Source organism: Fulvivirga maritima, from assembly GCF_021389955.1.
Taxonomy (GTDB): Bacteria; Bacteroidota; Bacteroidia; order Cytophagales; family Cyclobacteriaceae; genus Fulvivirga; species Fulvivirga maritima.
In genome coordinates this window covers 4925939-4949441 of sequence record NZ_CP089980.1, presented here as the reverse complement: position 1 = coordinate 4949441, position 23503 = coordinate 4925939, and the positions used below count along the sequence as shown (strand labels likewise).

General features: G+C 38.8%; 20 protein-coding genes. 5 read left to right on the top strand and 15 right to left on the bottom strand.

Features of this window, described 5'->3' with window-relative positions; translation table 11 throughout:
• Positions 1–86: 86 nt before the first annotated feature.
• From LVD15_RS20830 to LVD15_RS20810, 5 genes are all read right to left on the bottom strand, one after another.
• The gene (locus LVD15_RS20830) at positions 87–1256 is read right to left on the bottom strand and encodes a MalY/PatB family protein (protein WP_233777136.1); all 1170 of its coding nucleotides are present in this window, start codon (positions 1254–1256) and stop codon (positions 87–89) included.
• Positions 1256–2110, bottom strand: coding sequence for a DUF3737 family protein (locus LVD15_RS20825; protein WP_233777135.1), 855 nt, complete (start codon positions 2108–2110; stop codon positions 1256–1258). Before LVD15_RS20825 ends, LVD15_RS20830 begins: the two co-directional genes overlap by 1 nt.
• Before the next feature lie 279 nt (positions 2111–2389).
• Entirely contained in the window at positions 2390–2998 is a 609-nt protein-coding gene (locus LVD15_RS20820; protein WP_233777134.1) for a nitroreductase family protein, read from the bottom strand.
• Between the two features lie 55 nt (positions 2999–3053).
• Positions 3054–3635 carry a sugar O-acetyltransferase gene (locus LVD15_RS20815; RefSeq protein ID WP_233777133.1) on the bottom strand — a complete coding sequence of 194 codons (582 nt, stop codon included), beginning with the start codon at positions 3633–3635 and terminating at the stop codon, positions 3054–3056.
• A gap of 120 nt (positions 3636–3755) precedes the next feature.
• Positions 3756–4595: a DUF2911 domain-containing protein gene (locus tag LVD15_RS20810; protein ID WP_233777132.1), complete on the bottom strand. Its 840-nt coding sequence runs from the start codon at positions 4593–4595 to the stop codon at positions 3756–3758.
• A gap of 131 nt (positions 4596–4726) precedes the next feature.
• Between LVD15_RS20810 and LVD15_RS20805 the strand changes: the two genes are divergently transcribed.
• A complete protein-coding gene (locus LVD15_RS20805; protein ID WP_233776251.1) occupies positions 4727–5932 on the top strand; it encodes an IS4 family transposase in 1206 nt (401 codons plus the stop codon).
• Between the two features lie 133 nt (positions 5933–6065).
• On the opposite strand, the gene LVD15_RS20800 is transcribed toward LVD15_RS20805, so the two are convergent.
• The 9 genes from LVD15_RS20800 to LVD15_RS20760 form a co-directional block, all read right to left on the bottom strand.
• The gene (locus LVD15_RS20800) at positions 6066–6527 is read right to left on the bottom strand and encodes a cyclophilin-like fold protein (protein ID WP_233777131.1); all 462 of its coding nucleotides are present in this window, start codon (positions 6525–6527) and stop codon (positions 6066–6068) included.
• A gap of 95 nt (positions 6528–6622) precedes the next feature.
• A complete protein-coding gene (locus LVD15_RS20795) occupies positions 6623–7666 on the bottom strand; it encodes an NAD(P)-dependent alcohol dehydrogenase (protein WP_233777130.1) in 1044 nt (347 codons plus the stop codon).
• A 61-nt stretch (positions 7667–7727) separates the two neighbouring features.
• Positions 7728–8117, bottom strand: a complete 390-nt coding sequence (locus tag LVD15_RS20790) for a DUF2255 family protein (RefSeq protein ID WP_233777129.1) — start codon at positions 8115–8117, stop codon at positions 7728–7730.
• Positions 8118–8396: 279 nt separating this feature from the next.
• The gene (locus LVD15_RS20785) at positions 8397–8894 is read right to left on the bottom strand and encodes a hypothetical protein (RefSeq protein WP_233777128.1); all 498 of its coding nucleotides are present in this window, start codon (positions 8892–8894) and stop codon (positions 8397–8399) included.
• A gap of 89 nt (positions 8895–8983) precedes the next feature.
• On the bottom strand, positions 8984–10609 hold the full coding sequence (locus LVD15_RS20780; protein ID WP_233777127.1) for a PepSY-associated TM helix domain-containing protein: 1626 nt from the start codon (positions 10607–10609) through the stop codon (positions 8984–8986).
• 4 nt (positions 10610–10613) lie between these two features.
• The gene (locus tag LVD15_RS20775; RefSeq protein WP_233777126.1) at positions 10614–10898 is read right to left on the bottom strand and encodes a hypothetical protein; all 285 of its coding nucleotides are present in this window, start codon (positions 10896–10898) and stop codon (positions 10614–10616) included.
• A gap of 3 nt (positions 10899–10901) precedes the next feature.
• Positions 10902–11207: a hypothetical protein gene (locus LVD15_RS20770; RefSeq protein WP_233777125.1), complete on the bottom strand. Its 306-nt coding sequence runs from the start codon at positions 11205–11207 to the stop codon at positions 10902–10904.
• Between the two features lie 30 nt (positions 11208–11237).
• Positions 11238–12470, bottom strand: coding sequence for a DUF4374 domain-containing protein (locus tag LVD15_RS20765; protein WP_233777124.1), 1233 nt, complete (start codon positions 12468–12470; stop codon positions 11238–11240).
• A gap of 8 nt (positions 12471–12478) precedes the next feature.
• The gene (locus tag LVD15_RS20760) at positions 12479–14851 is read right to left on the bottom strand and encodes a TonB-dependent receptor (protein ID WP_233777123.1); all 2373 of its coding nucleotides are present in this window, start codon (positions 14849–14851) and stop codon (positions 12479–12481) included.
• Between the two features lie 149 nt (positions 14852–15000).
• On the opposite strand from LVD15_RS20760, the gene LVD15_RS20755 reads away from it, so the two are divergent.
• The 4 genes from LVD15_RS20755 (at position 15001) to LVD15_RS20740 (ending at position 20490) form a co-directional block, all read left to right on the top strand.
• Positions 15001–15984 (top strand): helix-turn-helix domain-containing protein, encoded by a 984-nt coding sequence (locus LVD15_RS20755; protein ID WP_233777122.1) that lies wholly within the window; start codon positions 15001–15003, stop codon positions 15982–15984.
• A 286-nt stretch (positions 15985–16270) separates the two neighbouring features.
• Positions 16271–18103, top strand: coding sequence for a hypothetical protein (locus tag LVD15_RS20750; RefSeq protein ID WP_233777121.1), 1833 nt, complete (start codon positions 16271–16273; stop codon positions 18101–18103).
• A gap of 313 nt (positions 18104–18416) precedes the next feature.
• Positions 18417–19220, top strand: coding sequence for a pyrroline-5-carboxylate reductase (proC, locus tag LVD15_RS20745; protein ID WP_233777120.1), 804 nt, complete (start codon positions 18417–18419; stop codon positions 19218–19220).
• Between the two features lie 286 nt (positions 19221–19506).
• Positions 19507–20490: an adenylate/guanylate cyclase domain-containing protein gene (locus tag LVD15_RS20740; RefSeq protein WP_233777119.1), complete on the top strand. Its 984-nt coding sequence runs from the start codon at positions 19507–19509 to the stop codon at positions 20488–20490.
• Positions 20491–21411: 921 nt separating this feature from the next.
• On the opposite strand, the gene LVD15_RS20735 is transcribed toward LVD15_RS20740, so the two are convergent.
• Positions 21412–23346 (bottom strand): glycoside hydrolase family 97 protein, encoded by a 1935-nt coding sequence (locus tag LVD15_RS20735; protein WP_233777118.1) that lies wholly within the window; start codon positions 23344–23346, stop codon positions 21412–21414.
• Positions 23347–23503: the final 157 nt, after the last annotated feature.

Below are 23503 nucleotides of genomic sequence, written 5' to 3'. Positions count from 1 at the left end.
TTGTAAGACTAGCCAACCAGAAGGCTCGTGAAGCTAAAATCATTTCCCAGCCTCTACAAGAAAAGCAACTATCCTTTGCTTGGGCATCAACCTCTTACTGTGCCAAAGGCTTCTTCAAATCGCTTGAGCCCCTCAATCATGCGGGCCCTAGGGCAGGCAATATTGAAACGTAAAAATCCCTCACCTGCTTCTCCGTAAAGTGTACCTTCATTAACCCACAACTTCACCTTTTCTACCAATTCTTTTGATAGCTCTTCTGATTTCTTTTTAAGCACAGCACAATCTACCCAAACCAGGTAAGTACCCTCTAATGGTAATACCGGAAACTGCGGCAGATGCTCTTCAAAAAAGCCTTTTAGATAGAGGTAATTTTCTCTCAGATAAGGTCTTAACTGATCGAGCCAATCTTCACTTTGATTATAAGCAGCTATGAGCCCTTCTACTGCAAAAGGATTGATCTCACAAACCTCATTAATATTAAGGGCCTTATCTATTTTCTTTTTCATTTCAGCATCAGCAGCCAGTATATTAGCCACCTGAAGCCCTGCCAGGTTAAACGTTTTGCTTGGCGCAGAACAAGTAACCGAATGCATTAGAAATTCTTCACTAATAGAACCGAAAGGAATATGCGTATGACCTTCATATACCAGATCACAATGAATTTCATCAGAAATGATAGTCACATCATTTTTAATACATATTTCACCTATACGCACCAACTCCTCTTTAGTCCACACTCTACCCACCGGGTTATGAGGGCTACAAAGAAGCATTAACTTGGCCTTCGGGTTCTTTGCTTTCTGTTCTAAATCATCATAATCTATGCTATAAGTGCCGTTGGCATATACTAAATCATTAGAAACCATTTCGCAATCATTATTACGAATAGAAGAGAAAAAGCAATTGTACACCGGCCCTTGTACTATCACCTGATCACCAGGCTGAGCCAGTGCCTTAATTACTGCGGATAATGCCGGAACCACTCCGGTAGTATACAATAGCCATTCTGCTTTAAACTTGAAATTATGCCGCCTTTCAAACCAGCCGGTAACAGCATCAAAATAAGCCTGTGGCACTTTAGTATATCCAAAAGCTCCATGTTGTACTCTTTTAGTCAAAGCCTCTATTACAGGCTCTGCCGTACGAAAGTCCATATCAGCCACCCACATAGGGAGGATATCTTCAGCGGTATTAGCATCCCATTTGTAAGAGTTACTATTACGCCTATCCACAGATTTATCAAAGTTATATTTCATTATTTCTGATTTTCAAGCACTTCAATTTTGCATTCTCCTGGTTTCCTCACGTTTTCATCCATAATAATCTCACCTATGCTCTTCGCTTTAATAACGCCACCCATAGGATTTTTCACACTTACAATGTGTGTAGTTACATCAGCATTTACTGTGCTATATTCAAACGAAAGGTCACAGTTACCCAACATTTCACAGTTCTCTAATGTGAGATTTTCAACATAACAAAACGGCTGAGTACCATTAATTTTACAATTAACAAATTTAAGGTTTTTAGAATGCCAACCCAGGTATTCTCCATCTACTACAGAATCATATACTGTAACATTTTCCGTTTTCCAAAATGCATCTTTAGAATCTAAATGGGCATTTCTTATAACCACATTTTTAGCATCCTGAAAAGAGTAATCTCCTCTAAGCTTGAAGTCTTCAATTTTAATATTTTGACTGTTCATGAAAATATAAGGAGCATCATATGCCTCTACATTTTTCAATTCCAGATCTCTACAGTTCCAGCAAGTTTCACCGGCATTAGGCAATTTCACATTTTCCAGATACAGGCCGTCAATTTCTCTAAACATTTTAGGAGCCTCTACTACCGTATCATACATTCTAATGTTTTTAGAGTACCAAATGGCTGCTCTTCCATATACCGTAAACAGAGAGTTTCTTATTTCTGTATTTTCATTGTGCCAAAAAGGGTACTTACCCATAAAATAGCAGTTATCAGCCTCTATGTTACTAGCTTCTTTAAGCGCAGACTCTCCCGGGTAAAACTTTACGTTCTCTAAACGCACATCTTTAGCCGCATAAAGAGGCCTCTCCCCTTCGTAAAACTTATCTTTAATTATTTCCATTATTTTTTTGATCTAGCAATCCCACCCCTGCACTTGATAAGTACAGACTACCGGTGGTTATAAATGACTATTGTATTTTAAACTGACTTTATTATTTCGATTCTGACGAATGAATTAGGTTTGATGGAGATTAAGCGGCTTATAATAAATCAGTATCTATTAAGGTTATAAACTTGTTATCAGGCTCAATACCATGGAGTGCCAGACCACTATATGCCAAGCACCTGACACTCCAATTGCTTAAGGAAATATTTTATTGACTAAAAAGCCAATACCAGTTTATTTCATTTCAATAAGAAATTCCTCAGTAGGAGTTCTTACTTTTTTTAGATCTACTAACCAGTCTCCTTCTGTTTGTCTATACCCTAAAGCGAGCATATAAACACTTTTCAAGCCTTTTTCATTTAGACTTAAAAGCTCATCCATTTCTGAATTAGTAAAACCACCCATAGGCGTATTATCTATTTTAAGCTCTGCAGCCTGAGCTATAGCCATAGCAAAAGCTATACATGCTTGGCGTGAAGTATCTTGCAATGCTTCTTCATCAGTCATTTCTATCTGCGAATTAGCTATTGCTTCTGTATGAGAACCAAAGGCTGATCCTCTTGGCGTTCCTCTTTGGTCTGTAGTATAGTCAAAAATGTTATGAACACGCTCAGAAGTGTACTTATCCCATGCGGCAAATATCAGCACGTGAGAGCACTCTGCAACTATTTTTTGATTCCAGGCTACAGGCACCATTTTCTCTTTAAGCTCCTGATTACTCACTGCTATTACTCTGCAAGGCTGAATACCATATGAAGAAGGTGCCATTCTAGCTGCTTCTACTATTTTAGCGATATCATCATCAGAAACCTTTTTTTTCTGTGTCGTATTTTTTAGTGGCATAACGCCAGTTCAAATCATCTAATAAGGCCATTGTATTTATTAGTTTTTCAAATTATTAATCTATTTCTTTTATCACTTTAGCAGGTACTCCGGCCACCACGGTGTTGGCAGGCACATCTTTAGTAACTACCGCACCAGCAGCAACTACTGAATTTTCTCCTACCGTAATACCAGGCAGTATAGTTACTCCAGCTCCTAACCATGCATTCTTCTTAATAGTCACTTTGGCGGGATCCAAGGCTTTACGCTCCGCAGGTTTTACCGGGTGGTTTTCTGAAGTGATATTCACTCTGGGGCCTATCATTACCTCATCTTCTATTACTATCTCCCCGAGATCAAGAAAAGAACATGCGTGATTGATAAACACCCTTTTTCCGAGTGATATATTTTTTCCGTAGTTAGTGTAAAATGGAGGGTAAACGGTAGTACTATCATCCAGCGTTTTACCTATTAGCTTACCAAAAATGGACCTTGCTTTTGGAATGTCGTAAGTACGATTGAATTCTTCCAAAATCTTAAAGGCATCAGTAGCTATCTTTGCCAGATGCCCTATTTCAGGATGATCCATTTTTACCAACTCGCCGGATTTTAGTGTTTCTAAAATCCCTACTTTATCGTTCTGTTCTGAATTTTCCATGATCACTTCTTTGTTTGCTTATTATGAATACAAAATTCCGCTACATAGCATAACAAAGGTTAATAACCTTCAAATCAATAATTAAGAAATTCAAACCAGATTAATGAAATTGATTATTTACTACTTTAAAGAGGCGATTAAAGCCTTATTTTTCTTAGTATAACCTAAATCTCCTCTTGGGCTTTTTTCGGCCAATTCTATTGATCGTGTGGCAGTTTTAATGGCTTCTTTTTTCTTACCCAACTTGGCCAAGATCTGAGCTTTCAGGTACATATACCAGAAATGAGTATCATGCCCTTCCATATCAAGGTAAGTATTAACCCATGTCAGAGCCTGATCCAGGTCTTTATCATAGGTGTAATAATAGCTGGCCGCTCTTATGTAGTTAATAGGTTCTACTACTGTTTTATTGGCAATATCTTGAAGCACAATGTCATCAAAAGACACTTCTATTGGCACCTCAAAACGCACGTCGCTCCAAGAAAAAACGATATTAGCTGTAGTGTTATCATCACTAATATCACTTATTTGGAAGGTTAAAGACTGCACCTCTTCTGCAGGTGTAGTAGCTGTAACTGTAGTTTTTAATTCTACATTATCTTCAGTGAAATTACCGCTCAAATTAGCGCCATCAATATCCAAATCACTGTACAAAATGAAGGTCCAATCTTCTTCTTCAGGAATGGTTAATATTAAATGCTTACCGGCTTTCACTTCTTTACCAGCTATTTTAGCATCAGTAGAAAGGGTGAGTATGGTTCCGTTACCTGCTCCTGTTCTCCACAAATTTCCGTAAGGCAATAATGCCTCTTCTCCTGCACCAAAAATGATTCTATCTCTCACTTTAGGTCTGTGATAATCAATGGTTACGTCAGTAAGTCCTACCTTAGAATACACTGAGCCTGCGGGACTTGGAGATGGAACTGTAATTTGTGCGTGAGTAAGAATGCACGTTAACATTCCTAATAAGGTTAATTGAAGTTTCTTCATTAAAAATCACTAGTGTCCGAGAAAAAAGATAGGGGCCTCTGAATAATTTCAAGAGTGCCCCATAATGTGTATTTTCGGTTTACCACAACAAAAAATCACACATGAGTAAAAATACATATTTCTACGGACAGCCAATCTTTTCTCAACTATTATCGCTGATAGATAAATCGGTGTTAAATCAAATAATATCAAAATACCAATCTGACAGATATTACAAGAAATTGAATACTTGGCATCACCTAGTAAGCATGTTATACTGCTGTTTCAGTGGGGCAAGTGCTCTCAGAGAGCTTACTACGGGGCTTTTGGCCTGCCAAAACAAGCTGATCCATTTAGGTATTCAATTTATACCCAGACGTTCCACTTTATCAGATAGCAACAAAAAACGCAGTAGTATAGTCTTTGCAGACATTTACATGAAATTGTTTAAAAAGTATCGGCACCTTTTGCCGGACAGCCGCTTGAGAATGGAAGTTCTCAATAAACTTTATATTGTTGATTCAACGATTATTAGTCTGTTTAAAGATATTCTCAAGGTAGCAGGACGCCCTAGAAAAGATGGCAAAAGCAAGGGAGGCATTAAAGCTCATGTAATGATTCATGCGGCAGAATTAATGCCATGTTTAGTACGGTTGACCAAGGGAAGTCAGCATGATCATACATTTTTAAAGCAATTACAACTCCCAGAAGGATCCTATGTGGTGATGGATAAAGGGTATATCGATTATAGACAATACGCACAATGGAGTCATCAAGGGATATTTTACATTACTAGAATGAAGGAAAATGCCAGATATCAATCAATAGATGAGCTAGAACTGCCTGAAGATAAAGACTTTTGTGTACTTAAGGATGAAAAAGTTGTTATCAGTTTCAAGACTGATGGACAAGTGCAAGAGCTTCAAAATAGAAGAATAGCCTATTATGATGACCTCAATAATAAATTATTAGTGTTTATGACCAATAATATGGAGTTGGAAGCAGCCACAATAGCGGCCATTTATAAATACCGATGGCAGATAGAGCTTTTATTTAAAAAGCTGAAGCAGAACTTTCCTCTCAAATATTTTCTGGGGGACAACCAAAATGCTATTGAGATCCAAATTTGGAGTGCCCTGATCTGTCTATTATTGATGGAAGTAGTCCGAAAACAGATCAAAAAAAGATGGGCCTTCTCTAATATGGTCTCATTGGTAAGGTTTCACTTGATGGCCTATGTTCACCTTACCCGCTTTCTAAACAATCCAGACCTAGAACTTCAAAAAACAATATATAAAACCAATCAATACCCTTTATTTAGTCCATAGAGGGCTCACTTTTCCAGATTAGAAGAAAACCACTTTATTTTTGCTTAGAATCGCTAAAATTTCTTAGACCAGAGTTTAGTCGGACACTAGTGATTAAAAATTTAAGATTAAGATTGATATGTTTTATTTATGATTAGTCAGCTAACTCAAAAGTTACCTCTTTATCACCTGATAGAGTCTTTAGTTGCTCTATGCGGTTATCATCTATTTTACCAAGACTGATAAGGCCGCCTGCATAACTAAAATCTTTATAAAAAATGGCTATATCTCCCCATGGAGCATAGTAGGTAATATCTCCTTTAGCGGCCTCATAGCCACTGGGAGCATCAGCCGTGCTTAGTTTTCTTTCAGGATAGAAAATCTTTTCATTGCTGGCATAGTCCTTTAAAGGAGTAGAAATAGGCAGCATAGAAATGAAATCCTTAGTAGTAGGATTATCATACATGGTGGCCGTGAGCTCCACCTCTCCTATTTTTATTTTCAATTTCATATTTTGAAGTATTTCTTGCTTGTGAGTAGTTTGTTTGTCTTTATTCTGAGTACATGCTGTAAAGCTGATAATGCACAGTAGAGAGATAAATGAAAGGGATTTCATAAGTGCGAATGGTTATAGAAGCTAATACCTGAGTACCGATATCAAAAAAAAGCACCTATGGCAAAGTGCGCCACAGGTGCTTTACAAAGTATAGATTAAGATTTTAAATCTATTACAAAACGGTATTTCACGTCATTTTTTTCAAGTCTTTCAAATCCTTCGTTGATCTGACTTGTTTTAAGCAATTCGATATCAGCAGTAATGTTATGCTCTTTACAGAACTCTAACATTTCCTGAGTTTCGGCAATACCACCGATATTTGAACCAGCGAAGCTTCTTCTACCACTCACCACGCTAAATGCTCCTATTTCTAATGGCTCATTAGGCAGACCTACTAATACTAAGCTACCATCAACTTTTAAGGTGTTGATATAAGCATTTACATCATGCTTAGCCGATACTGTATCCAGAATCATATCAAAACCAGACTGTGCTTTCATTTGCTCAGGATCTTTAGACAATACTGCCTCATCAGCACCAAGTCTTTTAGCATCTTCTACCTTAGAAGGAGAAGTGGTAAATACGGTAACTTCAGCGCCCATAGCTTTGGCAATTTTAATAGCCATATGACCTAAACCACCAATACCTACAATACCCACTTTTTTACCAGGGCCTACTTCCCAATGTTTTAAAGGAGAATATACCGTGATACCTGCACATAAAAGTGGTGCAGTAGCAGCAAGATCATCAAATTCAGGCATTTTCAACACATAATCAGCATCTGCTACTATGCGCTCAGAAAATCCACCGTAAGTTACGCCACCAAGGTGTCTGTCAGGAGCATTGAACACAAGCGTCCAACCTTCTTCACAAAACTGCTCGTCACCATGGTTACAGTGCTGGCAGTGGCCACAGCTATCTACAATACAACCGATGGCTGCTAAGTCTCCTTCTTTAAGTTTAGTAACTGCAGGCCCTACCTTAGTTACCTTACCTACTATCTCGTGTCCTGGTACAATAGGATAAGTAGTACCACCCCAATCATTATGAAGCGCATGTAGATCAGAATGGCAAATACCACAATATAAAATTTCTATTTCCACGTCATTAGAGAGAATGGTCCTTCTCTTAATGTCCATTTCTTTCACGGGAGCTTCTGCAGCTTCCGCGCCATAGGCTTTTGAATCAATAGTTTCCATTTTGTTCTTTTGGTTGTTGAATTATTTTTAACTGTTCAATCCTGTGTGAAATTAAAATGCCTTAAGCAGCAGGTAATATTTTAACCGTAGCTGCCTTAGCTCGCTCGCTAATCATAGAGCTCAGGTATGGGCTGTCACTATACTTAGCACGGTAAGCATCATCAATTTTAGCATTAATATCTTCTCCGCTTGTGGGCTCAAACTTCACCTTCTTAGCTAAGCCAGCCCCTTCTATTTTACCAGCTTTTTGACTCAAGGCAGCTTGATACCATCTTGATGATGTCCCGTTATAGGCTCTCACATATAGCTCGCCATCTACTTCTACAGACCATATCCAGGTAAGCGTACCATAAGTCTCTCCATCTTCTCTAAATGGGGCTATATGAAAATCATTTTTCTCAGCAATTTGCTTTACTTCTTCTTCTGTTATTGTCTCTGAAAGATTACTCATAATTTTCTGTCTTTTATGTTAGTGTTTTAGCCTGGCCATCCTACCTTATCTACCTGTGAGGCAAAACGCCTCATATTCCTTGATTACCAGACACTTTCTTTGTTAACAGAAACCTTTTAACAATCTCTTCTGATCCTTAAAAAAAGTTTCCCTTCTATAACACAAAATTAGAATGGTCAATATTTTTAAGATAAAGATTATCAATCCATAAACTAATAAATTCAAACCTCGGTCACAAACGGGTAACAGAAATGCCGTTTTGCTTTAAAAGCGAAAGAACTATTCGCCTTGCTTGTAAGATATTTTCATACCCTCAAACACGAGGATATTGAGGTAGTTAAGCATGAGTTCACCTTTAAACAAATAATGTGAATCTTGCTCATTCATCATTTGCTTAAACACATTGCAAAGGAAGCTGGCATGTTTAGGGCTCACTTTTAAAAAGATATTACTCAAACTATTAAATAAGGGTGACTGAAGCACTTGTTTCCCTGCCGGGGATGACAGTACAAAATCTTCAGAAAACAGAAAGGTATAACCCAAGCCCGGAGCAGGCATAGTTTCACAAGAACAAGAAGCTTTCGGGTTTCCATAAAACAATAGAGCCTCTGCTCCTACAGAAGAGTGGCCATTGGCTACCAGGCAGATCTTGTAAAAACCCTTCTCACAAAAGATTTTAGAATGCTTCTCAAAATGCTTAATAGCACATACATAGCCACGATCAAGCTTATAGGCTTCACCTACTCCTGGTGTGCGATGTAGTAGATTTAATGACATTCTTTTTTCTTTTCTATAATGCAAATATAGACGTATGCATATAGCCTAAAAAAAGAATGTCAAACCAAAAGATACGATTTTCAAACCTGCTACACCTGAGCAGCTTTTACCTTTTTATAGCATTTCAGCCTTTTAACGTACCTGCTCACTATCAAACAAATAGCGCCTAACAGCAACCAACTGCAGTCTACAAAAAAGGAATCATAATAGCCCGATGGCAATGCCTTCCAAAACCACATGCCTGCAGTAATACCGTTTAATACAGGTATAATAAGCCCTAAAATACCAGTAAGAAAAAGTGCATGCTTGTTTATTTTGTATAAATCTTTAATAATGAAAGCATAAACAATATAACCGAGCCAAAACAAGAAGAATATATTACTCATCATCGCAAATCTATCTACTATTCCTTCGGGCATGAGCTTGGCAAGACAAAAGAAGAAGGCTATAGCAGGCAACAAGCCCATGCAGGTACCCATATAAATAGCGTCTACGGCAGTGTTAAACTTCTTTTTTGAAGCATACTTTTTAGAATTTCGGGCTTCAAGCCAAATCATCACCCCTGAGAGTATTACATAGCAGGTACCTAAGGCAAGGATGAAGTAAATGATTTTCATGAAATAACCTCCAAAATGAGCATAATGTAGCTTCCTGATAGTATGCAGCACTCCTCCTTTGGTCAATCCATTATCACCAAATGGCTTTATTTCCACTTGCTCACCATCATTTAAGCGATACACCACATGACCATCATCAAAAAAGGTCTTCTCTCCTTCTTGCCTGAACTCAGCCATTAGATAGGCATTTTTATCATTATAATTTACCACATTAACAGCTGCCATTTTATAATCCGGGACATCGAGATCCTTTCGTGCTTGCTGCACCAGGTCATTGATATTCTCTCTCTCTAATTGAATTTCATTGGCCTTCTCATAAGTTTTGTAAGCAGGTGCAATATAGCCGAGCAACTTGGCTGTGTTGCCACCAAAAAGCACCATACTAGCAGGAATAAGCACAACCACTAACAGCCCCAGCATAGCGCCGGTAACGGCATACATAAACTGAAACGGCAAACCAATAATACCTAAAGCAGTATGGCCATCAGTCCAGAAGTTTTTAATAGAGGCTTTTAATCGGAAGGTGAAAAAGTTAGAAACGATTTTGCGCCAATGAACTATGGTACCAGAAATAATGGCCAGCAAGAAAAACAATGACACAAAGCCGCTTAAATATAAACCCACACGGGGAATCTGATCAAAATAATGTAAATGATAGAGGAAGGTGCCTAAGTAATTACTAGGCTCAGCCTCGGCACTATCAATAATTTTAAAGGTCTCGGGGTCTATTTTGAGGGAAATGGCTCCATTAGGGTTTATTCCTTCTCCACTGTTTTCATACACATTACGGGTTGCCCCTTTTTCACCACCTCTCACCGGTCTTGACATCACCATTACGAACGGCATAGGATCATCTACCAGCTGCATAAACATGGTACGACCATTCAGGTTATACCCCTCATCATCCAGCACAGAGATCATACCCTCATAGTCTACCTTTACGTTTTCAGCACTCTTAGCATTAATTTGCCATTTGTTAATATTACCCATAAACAAGGCAAAGGCTCCCGCCAAAAAGCATACAAACAACCCAACACTCATTACTATTCCGCTAACGGTGTGAACATTAAAAAATACGTTATAAACCCGTTTGTTCATCTAATTAAAGTTTTTCTATATAAATAAAGCCTATCGAAATGAGAGACACGAGTGTGAGTACACTCCATGCCATCCAGGGCTTTTTGATCCAATACACTATGGCCATAAAAAAGCCCCAAAGCATAAAAATTGAGCATAGAGATATGGGGGCTATATACTCAGCTCCTAACCATAAGGCCAATGCCAGGTGAATGGATACTGAAGCTACCACTCCTCCCACCAGAGAGGCCAATAGCTTGCTGGCTTTAGTCCAGCCAGACTTAGCAAGATATTTTTTATTGGCAGGCATATTCTAAAAATAAAGGACTTCCAGCGTACCGGTAGCCATTAAAAAAATGACAATATGAAACCATTTAATTCTCTGAGCAGGTGCCAAAAGCACTATGCTAGAAGCCAGGGTCATCCATAGCACTAAAGCTGAAAATATACCCGCTACCAGACCATAGCTCAAACATAACAACACCACAGAGACCGCAAATAATAACAGGGAGCCAATAGTGGCTGCCCTGCTGTTTTTTGATAATATTAAGGTGAGGCCTGTTTTGACATACTCTACCTTTCCTGAAATGGCATATAAGCACCATATCGAAAGGAACATGATAAAAACCGACACACTAAGCATAACGTATTATGGATTAATTAATAATAAATGACTTGGAATACCACCTGTTAGGTCAAATGCTTCTTCCACCTCTCCTGTACTGAGATCATAAGCATAATATCCTTGATAGTCAGAGTTACTAACCGCGAAATAGACTTTACCTTCACTTACTACGGGGCCACTTACACTATAACCAGCAGCTCCACTACCAGGTATACCTTCTATTCTGTCAGCAGTTTGTGTTTCTATGTCAATCTCATAAGCATAAATGTTCTCTTCAGCATTGTTGCTATAATCCAGAGCCATGCCGTCACCTTTTAGGCGTACATAAAGCTTGTCTCCTACTACTGTAGGTCCACTTAGCAGGTAGCTACCTTCTTCGCCAATAACATCATTGAAATCTAACTTCCAGCTTTCATCAAAGTCATTTTCTCCGGCTTTAATTCGTACACATCTTGCATGTGCCTGATCAGTAACATTACCTACTACACTGGCCAGGTAAACATCTCCATTATCAGCTACAGAGGCCATATGAAGGTTCTTTCTTTCGAAACCTAACCATATGAAATCATCATGAATAGCAAAGCCAATAAACTCATCACTATTGATGTCAAACACGGCTACATAAGATTTGTCATCTACATGATTTCCGTTTTCACCATAAAAGAACACCTGAGTGTATAATTTACCCTGACTTTCCAGCATAAAAGATCCTACTCTGGTTCTTACCACATCAGCAGACATATAAGGCTCCATTTCTTCAGCGATATCTATCTCACCTGTACGCTGCATAGTACTAGGATTAAAAGTCTGGATAGCGGTAGTACTTCTATCAGAATCAGTATAATATCCTTTAGTATCACTCACTATTTCGAATATAAAGCGGCCTTCTCCTACTGCTATGAAACCTGCTTCAGTTAAGTGTCCACTTTCATAAGTAAATTTCTGTAAGCCCACATCACCTGAAGGACTTGAAGGGTTATATAAGTCTCCGTTATAAACAATTCCTGCATCACGGGCAGCTCCAAGCTGAATAGCATTAGAAGCAGAAGCAACGTCTACCTGTCCTGAGAACATGCCTTCATTAGTTAGCAAAGCACCACTTAGATTATTAGGATCAGTGATTACCCACATAGCTACGCCATTATCAGCATTCCCTCCCGGTATTACTTCTTCATTATCATCATCATCAGAACAGCTCGTTAGTGCAGCAGTCATAGCTAATGCCACTGCGAAGCTTTTAAAAAAGGTTCTTTTCATTATAAAGTTTAGTTTATTGAATATTTAAGTTTCACACGATAATTAATGCCTGGCTTTTGCACTCTGAAGCCATCATAGGCATCCGCATTGAGCAGGTTATTAAGCTCAAAACTCACGTGCAAAGGCATTTTCTGCAGCCGGCAAGTGACCCCGGCATCTACCAAATGTTGACTGGGTATAACTACAGCTCCTGATAAATGACTGGTACTGCCAAATAATGATGGCTCCTGTTGTTTAGGAATGGAGTTAAGCAGGTATTTTTCTACATAATTATAATTAGCATAAAACTCCCAATTGGCTCCATCTATGAATGATTTTGGCGTATACCTGGCCCCTAAATTCCCGAAGAAATAAGGGATATTGGGTTGTCTTGCATCTTGCAGCAGCATAGAGGTAATGTCCACATTCTTGCGCCTAATATCCTGATAGGTTAATGCCAGGTTAGTTTTGAGCCGACCATCGAACCAAGCTCCTTTTAAAGTCATCTCGCCACCCAGCACCTGGCTGTCATCTGTGTTTTCATAACGAGAAGAGATTAAATAATAAGGCCTCAAGAATATATTACCCTCTACGTATCTATAAAAGCCATTAACATCTAGCGATAGCTTACCCGTTTTACTCAATGCAGAGAAAAAGCCCAGATTAACATTATGACTATACTCAGGCTCTAGCTCAGGGTTACCGGTAATGAATACTGCATCTCCAAAGTATTCTCTTGATTCTGGTATTCTGGTAGCTCTTTCATAAGAAAGCCTTATAAACTGAGCTTCTTTAAACTTATATTTAATGGAATTGCTAACGCCGTAACTGTCGTCAGAAAACTCTGGCACCTCACCATAAAACTCAGCTGAAGAAGTGACAGAGCTGGTAACTACGGCATATCGCTTTAGTGAAAAAACATTTTCTAAACGGCCATTAAAAAACTGTGAAGTAAGACCTAAACCACTGATGTGTCGCACATATTTCGCAGGGAATGTAAGCACATCTACTTCATCATTATAAAGCTCCGCATACGGATCAGAACCTACTCTATGTTCGTAGATATAGTTATGGTTGAAGCTTAACTTTTGATTTTCACTTAGCTTATACTGTAGGTTTAGGCGTACCATCCAGTTATCAAAATCCAGATTTCGGTAAGATTGTACATTTAAACTCGTCTCGCCACCATTATCAGAAATGGTAGTGGGCTCTCCTAACCAGTTATATCGGTTTTCAGGTGTATCATCGAAAAGTGTATTTCTATTACTGTAAGCACCAAAAAGATCAACGGTAAGTTTATTGATTCTTTTCTTATAGCGAGAGCTAAATATAAGGTCATTTTCATAATTCATGGCCTCTCCATAAGCATCTGTGAGCCTGATGTTATTCTGCAACTCTTTTTCAAGATCATAATAAGCAGCTCCTACCTCAAATAGGTCAGCCACCTTGGTATTTTTCACACCTATTTTACCTTCAATAAATGATGTGTTTATTCCATCATGAAACCTCCTTACTTCTTGCTCCTGATTTACTCCTGTTTCAGGATCAGCTATTTCTACATCTATTTTATAATCATTAGCCGAAGCGATAAAATAAGACGAAACAGAGGCAAAAAGCTTGGTGTTAGGGATATTCCAATAACCATTTATTGTGGCCTGATGAGTGTTAAAAGAACCAAAAGAGTAAGAAACATCCAGGTTATTATCATAATTTTCCCTGGAAACAAAATTGACTGCACCTCCCAGCGCATCAGCTCCCAGATCTACAGGCAGCACGCCTTTATAAATTTCAATATTAGCCAACTGATCTACAGGCAGTACCGTAAGGTTAAACGCACTGCCAAGGTAGTCTAAAGGAATGCCATCTTTAAAGAAACGGATAGCATTTCCCTGCAACCCGTTAATATTAATAGTAGCACCACTACCAATGCCTCCATTTTGCCGCACCTTAACCCCAGAAACCTGATTAATAACCTGAGGCAAGCTAATAGACTGAGATTGAAACTTTTTAGTATCAATTACCTCTACTTTTATAGGTTCTTCACGCTTGGCCTGCTCTACTGACTTCCCTTTAACCACTACTTCATCGAGCTGCTCATTTTTTGATTTTAGCTGAATAGATATGGATTGGCTGTCATTCTCAGCAAGCGTAATTGATACTACCTGCTTTTCATAACCTATATAATGTATCTCCAGATTATAATCCCCTGCCTGTAGGCCTTCTATACTAAAATCTCCATGTATATCGGTGATGGTTCCTTTGCCAGTTTCTTGCAGCTCTACACTAGCTCCAACTAGTGCTTCCCCTTCCTCATCTCTAACCCTACCTTTAATACTCGACTGTGCATACAGTGAAAAACTGGCTAACAGGCACAGCCAAAAAGTGATATATTTTAAACACATCGAATATTTTACTACTTTTACATTTATTTAGACTGAATCTTAATAGTGACGCAAAGCTATCTTGGCCTACTTAATTTTGTTAACGCAAAAGGAATTATTACCTACGCAAAAAGGTCAATTGCTATAAGAAGAACCATTACTTTTACGAGATGAAATCTACTTTTATCATTAATAAAGACGACAAAAAACCGCTAGTTAAGCAACAAGAGGCGGGTTTTCACACCTCCAGCATGCAGGAAAACCATGATGCTCTGGAGCGTGATCATGTTACCATTGATAATCGTGAGATACTTTTAGATGGCATTATGATGGTGGTTCGTCACGAACATATCACCCAACCATTAACTGTAGAAGTAAAGCATAGCTTCCCATATATTAAAGTACAGTTCGAAATAGAAGGCTATAGTAATTATACCCCTGCGAATACCAGCAGCGTACCTGTAGAGATTAAAGGAGGCCAATACAACTTTTTTTACTTGCCTGAAGTAGCGGGAAGGTTAAATTATAAAGTTGGTACCAGAAAAAACCTGGAAATAATAGTTACAGAAGAATATTTAAGAAACGCATTTAAAGGCCATTTTGAAAAAAACATCTCTCCACTTGCTCTGGCACTCAACGAGCATAAGCCTTTTAAAATGTTTGAGGAGAGTGAACCTATACCTTCTAACTTGTTACTTACCATCAAAGACATTATTCAGTGTTCTTATGAGGTCGAAATTAAAGAAGTGTATCTGGAATCAAAGGTAAAAGAGATCTTCAGCTTGTTATTATGGAATATTTCAAAGCAAACAGATAGCACAGATTTCATTTCTATTTCTGATAAAGAGAAAGCACAAATACTGGTAGCGGAAAAAATCCTGAGAGAACGCTTTAATAAAACCATCACCATTAAAGAGCTTTCAGCACTTACCGGCATTAATCAATCTAAATTGAAAAGGAATTTTAAGGCTGTTTTTCACGAGCCAATATTCGCATACCTTACAAGTATTAGAATGGAGGAAGCCAAAAAAATGCTGCTGAATAATTGTAGTGTATCTGAAGTGGCCTATTCTATTGGCTATAAAAATCCGCAGCATTTCACCACTGCCTTTAAGAAGAAGTTCGGCTACCTGCCCAGCTCATTAAAGTCATAACTCCGATCATATAAATGATTAAATGGAAGAAAACTGTCTGTTTATTGACCAATTTTCTTCCTGAAATGATCAACCGCACCTTTTACCTACCCCTCCCCATTTGATCACAGGGGCGAAAATGATTTACTTCTCCAAGAAGCATGATATAAGTCATTTTTTACGGCCTCCATTATTACATACTTTGAGTATTATGCAGCACAGGTAAGCAGCAGAAACAATTAAATCAAACACATGAAAAAACCGAGTTACCTATATAGCTCCTAATTTTCAAAACACATCACAAGCTATGAATTTAACTGATATGCATAAATTTCACATTCCGGTAATGGGTCTGGCTTTTACCATAGATTCGCCTGTAAAGGTAGCGCGCTTTGGTATCAATTCGGTAGTCTCCATTATTCAGGATAAACTTATAGAAACTACAAGAAGACATTATTATCAAACCTGGGGAGAAAAGTTTGGCCTTACTTATGAAGTAATCAGTGATAAAAGCACTGACTACAGAGCCAGACGAATCACTGATTACCTCAACCTGATCAATAAAATCGTTCGCTACCAAGTGGATGAGATGAAGCAGGGAGAGTTTGGCCCAGGCTCTGACTTAAACAAATACTTTGAAATGCTACCTGACGAAAATCCATTGCGTCAGGTGTATTTTGAAATGCAAGAAACCACTGACGATACTAAGAAAAAGGAATTAGCCGATTTTCTTAAATCAAATATTAAAGCTGGCCGTATTGATGTTAACATCATGACCAAGCTAGATCGTCCTTCCGAAAAAGATGATCTTGAAAACAACACAGAGGCATTATCAGCACTGAGAGGTTATGCTATGAGCGACCTTAAAAACTCATCAATAGTATTTTCTGCCGGCATGAACCCTAACCTCTTTAGCTACATAGAGCACTTTGAGTGCTTTAAAGCAAAAGCAGATAATCGCTTCGATAAAGATATAGTAGTAAAAGTAAGTGATTACCGCTCTGCCCTGGTGCAGGGTAAGTTCCTTGCTAAGAAAGGCATCTGGGTAAGTGAGTTTAGGATCGAATCTGGTCTTAACTGCGGAGGCCACGCCTTTGCTACTCCTGGCTTTTTAATAGGCCCTATTTTAGAGGACTTCAAAACCAATAAAGAAGGCCTTATAGAGGATATGTTTAACCTCTATAAAAAAGCTAATGAAGAAAAAGGCGAAAAAATAAGTGATCAGGTTCCTAAGCTTAGAATTACAGTTCAGGGCGGTATAGGCACTTATGAAGAAGCTGATTTCCTTGAAAGACACTATCAGGTAGATGGTACTGGTTGGGGCTCTCCCTTCCTTTTAGTACCAGAGGCTACCACTGTAGATGAAGAAACACTTAATCTATTGTGCAACGCCCATGAAGATGATGTGGTGCTAAGCAAAAATTCTCCTTTAGGAGTAAGATTTAATTACCTGAAAGGAACCAGCTCTGAAAGAGAAAAGCTGGCAAGAATTGAATCTGGAAAACCGGGTAGTCCTTGTACTGAAAAGCACCTGGCTCTTAATACCGAGTTTACTGAAGATCCTATTTGTACCGCTTCTAAAAAGTATCAAAAACTTAAAATGAAGTACTTAAAGTCTCTTAATCTGCCTAAAATTCAGTTTGAAAAGGAAGTACAGGAGATGCAAACAGTAGAATGCCTTTGCGTAGGCTTAAGTAATTCTGTAGCGAGAAACTATGACGTCCCCTTTGTGAAAGGTCTACCAAACGTAACCATTTGCCCTGGGCCTAACATCGCTTATTTTAATAAAAAAGTAAGCCTGAAAGAAATGGTAGATCATATTTACGGACGTATTAATCTATTAGCGAATAGCCAAAGACCGCATATGTTTATCAAAGAGCTCTCTTTATATGTAGATTATTTCAAAGAGCAACTTACCAGCATTACGGACACTTTGTCTACAAAAGAAAAAAGGACGCACACTAAATTCTATAAGCAAATTATAGAAGGCGTTACTTATTACCGAGACATGGCAGATCAGATTCTACAAAAATCTGATAATATGAAAGCATCATTTATAGGTGCTTTGAACCATATGGAAGATCAATTAGATAGTCTTTTTGAAGCCTTCTGCGTGGAACCAGCTGTCAAGTCAGAATAAACAAGAATCCCTATATATCTAAATAAAAGAGGCGACCTGAGGGATCAGGCCTGCCTCTTTTGCTTTATAGCCCCTCCTATTATGACACACCTGCTGTCATTATTGCACTTTGTCATGACGGATTGACATTTACACTGACAGTATTCATTTCTAATTACAAAAGCCGTAAAATCACCTTTTAAGAGCAGTTAGGCCTTTAACTCCTGCTCTTTCGTACTAAGTCTTAGTAAAACTAGTCTTTGCCAAAGGCATTAATGCACAATGCTTGCAGTACAATTGACAACTTTTTAATCACAAAAATTAAAAACAAGCAATGAAAGTATTAGTAATAGGTGCAGGTAATATGGGTTTAGCTTATGCAAAGGCTTTAGTAAGATCTGAGTTACTGCAAAGACAAAATTTGATGATTTCGGATACTGATCCGAAAAAAACTGAAGAATTAAAAACGATCAGCCGCTTTGAGGTGCATACTGATCTAACAGAGTGTCTACCTAAAGCTGATATCATTTTTATAGCCGTAAAACCATATCATGCTGAAGATCTGTTCAGTGAGATAAAAAGCCTTATCGTTCCTGAGCAAATCATTATCTCTATTATGGCCGGTGTAACTATAAAAAGCATGCAAGATGGGCTAGGTATTAAAAAAGTAGTGCGTGCTATGCCTAACTTACCGGCTCAAGTAGGCAAAGGACTCACCTCTTTCACTGCTTCAGATGAAGTATCACGCCTGGAGCTATCTACTGTAGAGAAACTGCTTAGCACCACAGGTAAAGCTGTGCGGTTAGATACAGAAAATGACATTGACGCTTCTACAGGAATATCTGGTAGCGGACCAGCCTATGTATTCTATTTTATGCAATCTATGATGGACGCAGCCAAAAAAATGGGCTTCTCTGACCACGACTCAAAAGTACTAGTGAGCCAGACCTTTGAAGGTGCTGTAGAATTGTTTAACAAGTCTAATATATCACCACAATCATGGATGAACCGAGTGGCCTCTAAAGGAGGTACCACCAGAGCAGCATTAGACTCTATGGAAGACAATAATGTGAAGCAATTAATAGAAGAAGCCGCTTATGCAGCCTTTGACAGAGCTGTAGAGCTAGGAAAAGCATAGTTTTTCTTAGATTTATTACACCGAAGTTTGATATCTCTCTTGAGGGACGAAACATTTCAAACTTCGGTTTTCCTTCACTTTTTCCTTTTTCCTTCCATTTTCTTTAATTAAATTAAGTTTAATTAATCAATTATTAATTAGGATTAATTAAATGTAATTTGTACATTAATAATAATTGACCTAAAACATCACCTGTGTATAAAAACCCAAAACAATTAGTGTTTTAATATTAGAATCAACATGCCTAATAACTAATCAATAGCCCTTTCAATAATATTTTGCTAACATGGAAGGATTAGAAGAACAAGCAGTACAGGCTTTCAAAAATTTTTGGATCAAGTGGGGATCGAGAAATGAAGCAGAGGGCCAGGACATCCTCACAATGGTAGACAACCAATTCATTGGCTTTGGTACCAACGCTCATGAGCTATGGAAAAACAAAACCGATCTTCAGTATCAAAGAATTCGAGAAGTTGATCAGATAGCAGACCCATACGATTATGAAATCAACTGGGTTGAAAGCTTGGTTATGGCCGATCATCTGGCATTAGTGTGCGGAGAAATATGCCTGTATGTAAGAGTAAGACTCAAAATGGTGGTATTAGAAAAGATACGGAACACCATCATATTCGAAAAAAATCTTGATAACCAACTTAAAATTAAGCACTGGCATTGCTCTGTTCCTGATCATGCCATAGAAGGCGAAGTGCTTCCTGGCACTTTCGCGCCTAAAAAATACGACAATGTCTCCGTCTTTTTCTGTGATTTTGTGGGCTTCACCTACCTGGTGGCACATGTAAAGCCAGAAGTACTAATAGCTGAACTCAATGAGATATATCAAAAATTTGATGAGATTATTGAAGAAGAAGAAATGGAAAAAATACAGGTCTATGGAGATGGCTATCTGGCCGTTTGCGGGCTGCAAAATAACACTCAGCAACATGCGCTTCACTGTATTGCTGCAGGCAAAAAAATCCTCAATTACCTCAACGAAAGGAATAAAACTAACGAGCTCAAATGGAATGCCCAAATAGGTGTTCATTCCGGCTCACTGGTAGCTGGCGTGGTTGGAGATAAAAAATACAGCTATAACATTTTTGGTGACACCGTTACCACCGCCACCCGCCTGGAAACCTCCAGTGAACCCAATAAAATCAACATCTCAGAACCTACCTATAACATGGTAAAACACGCCTACTCCTGCCGTTACAGAGGCAAAGTAGAAGCCAAAGGAAAAGGCCTTATAGACATGTTTTACGTTGATTTGTAAGGGCCTTACGGCTTTCTATTACGGTTATTTCACATTGATTAACAAGAAGTTATGACGAAGTAATCTTGAAGCTATGGAAAGCAGACTGCTCTGGCTTGTAAATGAAAGTTCGCGATTGCTTCACTACACTTCGTTTCGTTCTCAATCACCATTATAAGTACTATAATCATTTACCGTCATCCCGGCCGCAACGAAGTGAAGAGCAGGGATCTGGCTGTTCAGATAGCACTAACCGAACAGTGAGATTCCTGATATCATTGCGCTCTGCTTCATGATTCAGGAATGACGGTTTTTTCTTTACTAATTCATGTGTGCGAAAGCCTGCTTTACCCAACTGGTCGTAGCATCCGCTCAAATTCCTTTGTTTATGCACAAAATGGTGTCATGAAATACTCATTGCACATTGTACCTTCAGACATCTGCTTATCTTATTCCGAGCAAATGGTCTTGCACATGATAGGTCTTAGACCCCCTACGCTTAACCTAAGACCAGTGGGAAGTAATTAGTCATAACTCTATCACGTCATCCCGGCCGCAACGAAGTGAAGAGCCGGGATCTCGCCGTTCAGATAACACCAACCGAACAGTGAGATTCCTGATATCATTGCGCTATGCTCCATGATTCAGGAATGACGGCTTTTATTTGCTAATCTAGATGGCACGCGTTGAAAACAGCGCGCCAAAGGCTACGGACATACGCCGACTAACGGGTTTGTCTTAAACTAGTAAAATAGGTCTCTCCTTGGGTCATGGTGATCCTGATGGTTAGGTTTGGTGACCATACCAAGTAATCTATTTCAATTCTATTACGTGAAATATCGCCTTCTTTCGATCTAGCTCAAAGCGGAGACATAATAAAGACAGTAGCCTCACTGTAAATTCTACAGCAACACCACTGTCTGCTATTATTTAGTTAAAATGCTACTCTACTAAAACCACTCCTCCTTGTGGCTCTATGGTAAGTTTCACTTGTCCTTTCTTATTTACTTTTATAGTTTTTTTAAAGCTCTCTCCTTTTTTATCTCCATACATAGCTAATTCTTTGCCGGCTAGCATGGGTAAGTTTACAGTAACAGTAACAGCTTCTTTCTGACCATTAACTCCGGCCACATACCATTTATCACCACTTCTTCTGGCTAAGAGAACATATTTACCTGGGTAGCCTTCTAAAAATTGTGTCTCTTCCCAGCTGGTAGGTATCTGCTTCATAAAGTCAATAGCGAACTCAGGAGCGTCTTCCAAGTTATTAGGAGCTAAAGCAAAAAACTGAACCGGATTCTGGAATAATATACCCGTGGCCAGCTGAAAAGCATCTGTTGTTCTTCTAATATTGCCCCCGTCATTGGTTCGGTTACACCGCTTATTAAGCACTACACCACCATACTCCATACAGGCCACAGCATTTCTTATAAAAGGATGCAGGGTAGCATTTACCGCTTCCTGATCATTAAAGTCCTGACTGAACATCAAGTTTTCGGAGGCTAAGACTGCCTCACTACCCACATAGTTAGGGTACATTCTGGCCCAGCCTCTGGGCAAAGTCGCTCCATGAAAAACCACCATCAGCCCGTAATCATTAGCATCAGAAAGAATATCTTCATAAAGCCTCATGGTCTCCTGCTTATCTCCACCAAAAAAGTCAACTTTAATGCCTTTTACACCATTTTCTTTCAGCCATTTCATTTCCCTTTTTCGCTCTATGGAGGTATTCATCCGTTTTTTAGGGCTCTGCGGGGCATCACTGGTGGCGCCATTAGAGTTATACCATAGAAACACGCCTACTCCCTTACTGGCAGCATACTGGATCAATTCTTCCATTTTATCATTTCCCATTCTATCCCACCAATTGTCAATAAGCACAAACTCATAAGTCATGGCTGCTGCCAGGTCAATGTATTTCTTTTGATCTTCAAAGTTAATACTGTTATCCTGCCACATGATCCAACTCCAGGTTCCTCTGCCGTATTCATAATTCTTAGAAGCTTCATATAGCGGCTCCACCACATCATAAGCAATGGTAGTTTCTACTATTGGCTTAAGCGAACTGCCAACAGTAATGGTTCTCCAGGGCGTTTGTGCTGGCAAGCCAATAGCCGCGCCACTGCCTCCAAAACCGTTATTCTCTCCTGGATCAGGAAAGGCTACATGATACACACCATCTTCAGTAGGATCACTGAGGTGAGAGGCACAATAAAGGCTTCTTACCCCTGTCTCCGAAAGCAGCACCCAATGGTTATCTACTTCAAATAAGCCTGGAAAAACATAGCCATTACCAAACTCAGATTGAGCTTCTATTTTCTGACCAATAGCATAATTTTCTTCATAGCTGGGTTTAGTTCTTTGCCAGCCTACCATAGGTTTAGACTGTGGACTTAAAAAGCCCTTTGCTGCCTGAGGAAAGTTAAAAGCAGTTAATTCCTTCTCTACCACCAAGGCCACAGGATCACCAGCCGCAGGAATATCATAGCGCAGGGCTATATCATTATTACTCACCCTGAAGATGACCTTTATTGGCTTTTTATCTTTGTTATTCAAAGTGCAGACCAGCTCACTTCCTTGATAGTGCACTTCTGATTGCTTTATCTTCTCTTGCGTATAAGTAAAATCTAAAGACTTCTTTTCTGATCCTTGCCAGGTAAGGCCATTAGCATAATCAACCAGATTAGTCTCTAGGCCCAGGCGCGATTGCTCCAGCACCTGATTACCAGCATAATAAACTTCATAAAACAAAGTTCCTTCCTTTATATAAATGTCTACTTTAAGCTTGCCATCCGGACTTGAAACGGAGGCATTTTGTGCATAGGTGACAGAGCTAAGAATTAAAGAGATGATTGACAGAGTAACGTATTTGAGCATTTTTTGAGGTTTAATAAATATTTTTTAACAGAGTCCTCTAAGTAATACAAAAAATATCAAAAAAGTACTTGATTAGAAGCAGAACCTCTCCTTGAACATTATCAACTATTGAAAAATAACAGAATAAACCTGAACATCATTTTAATTGTAATATAAT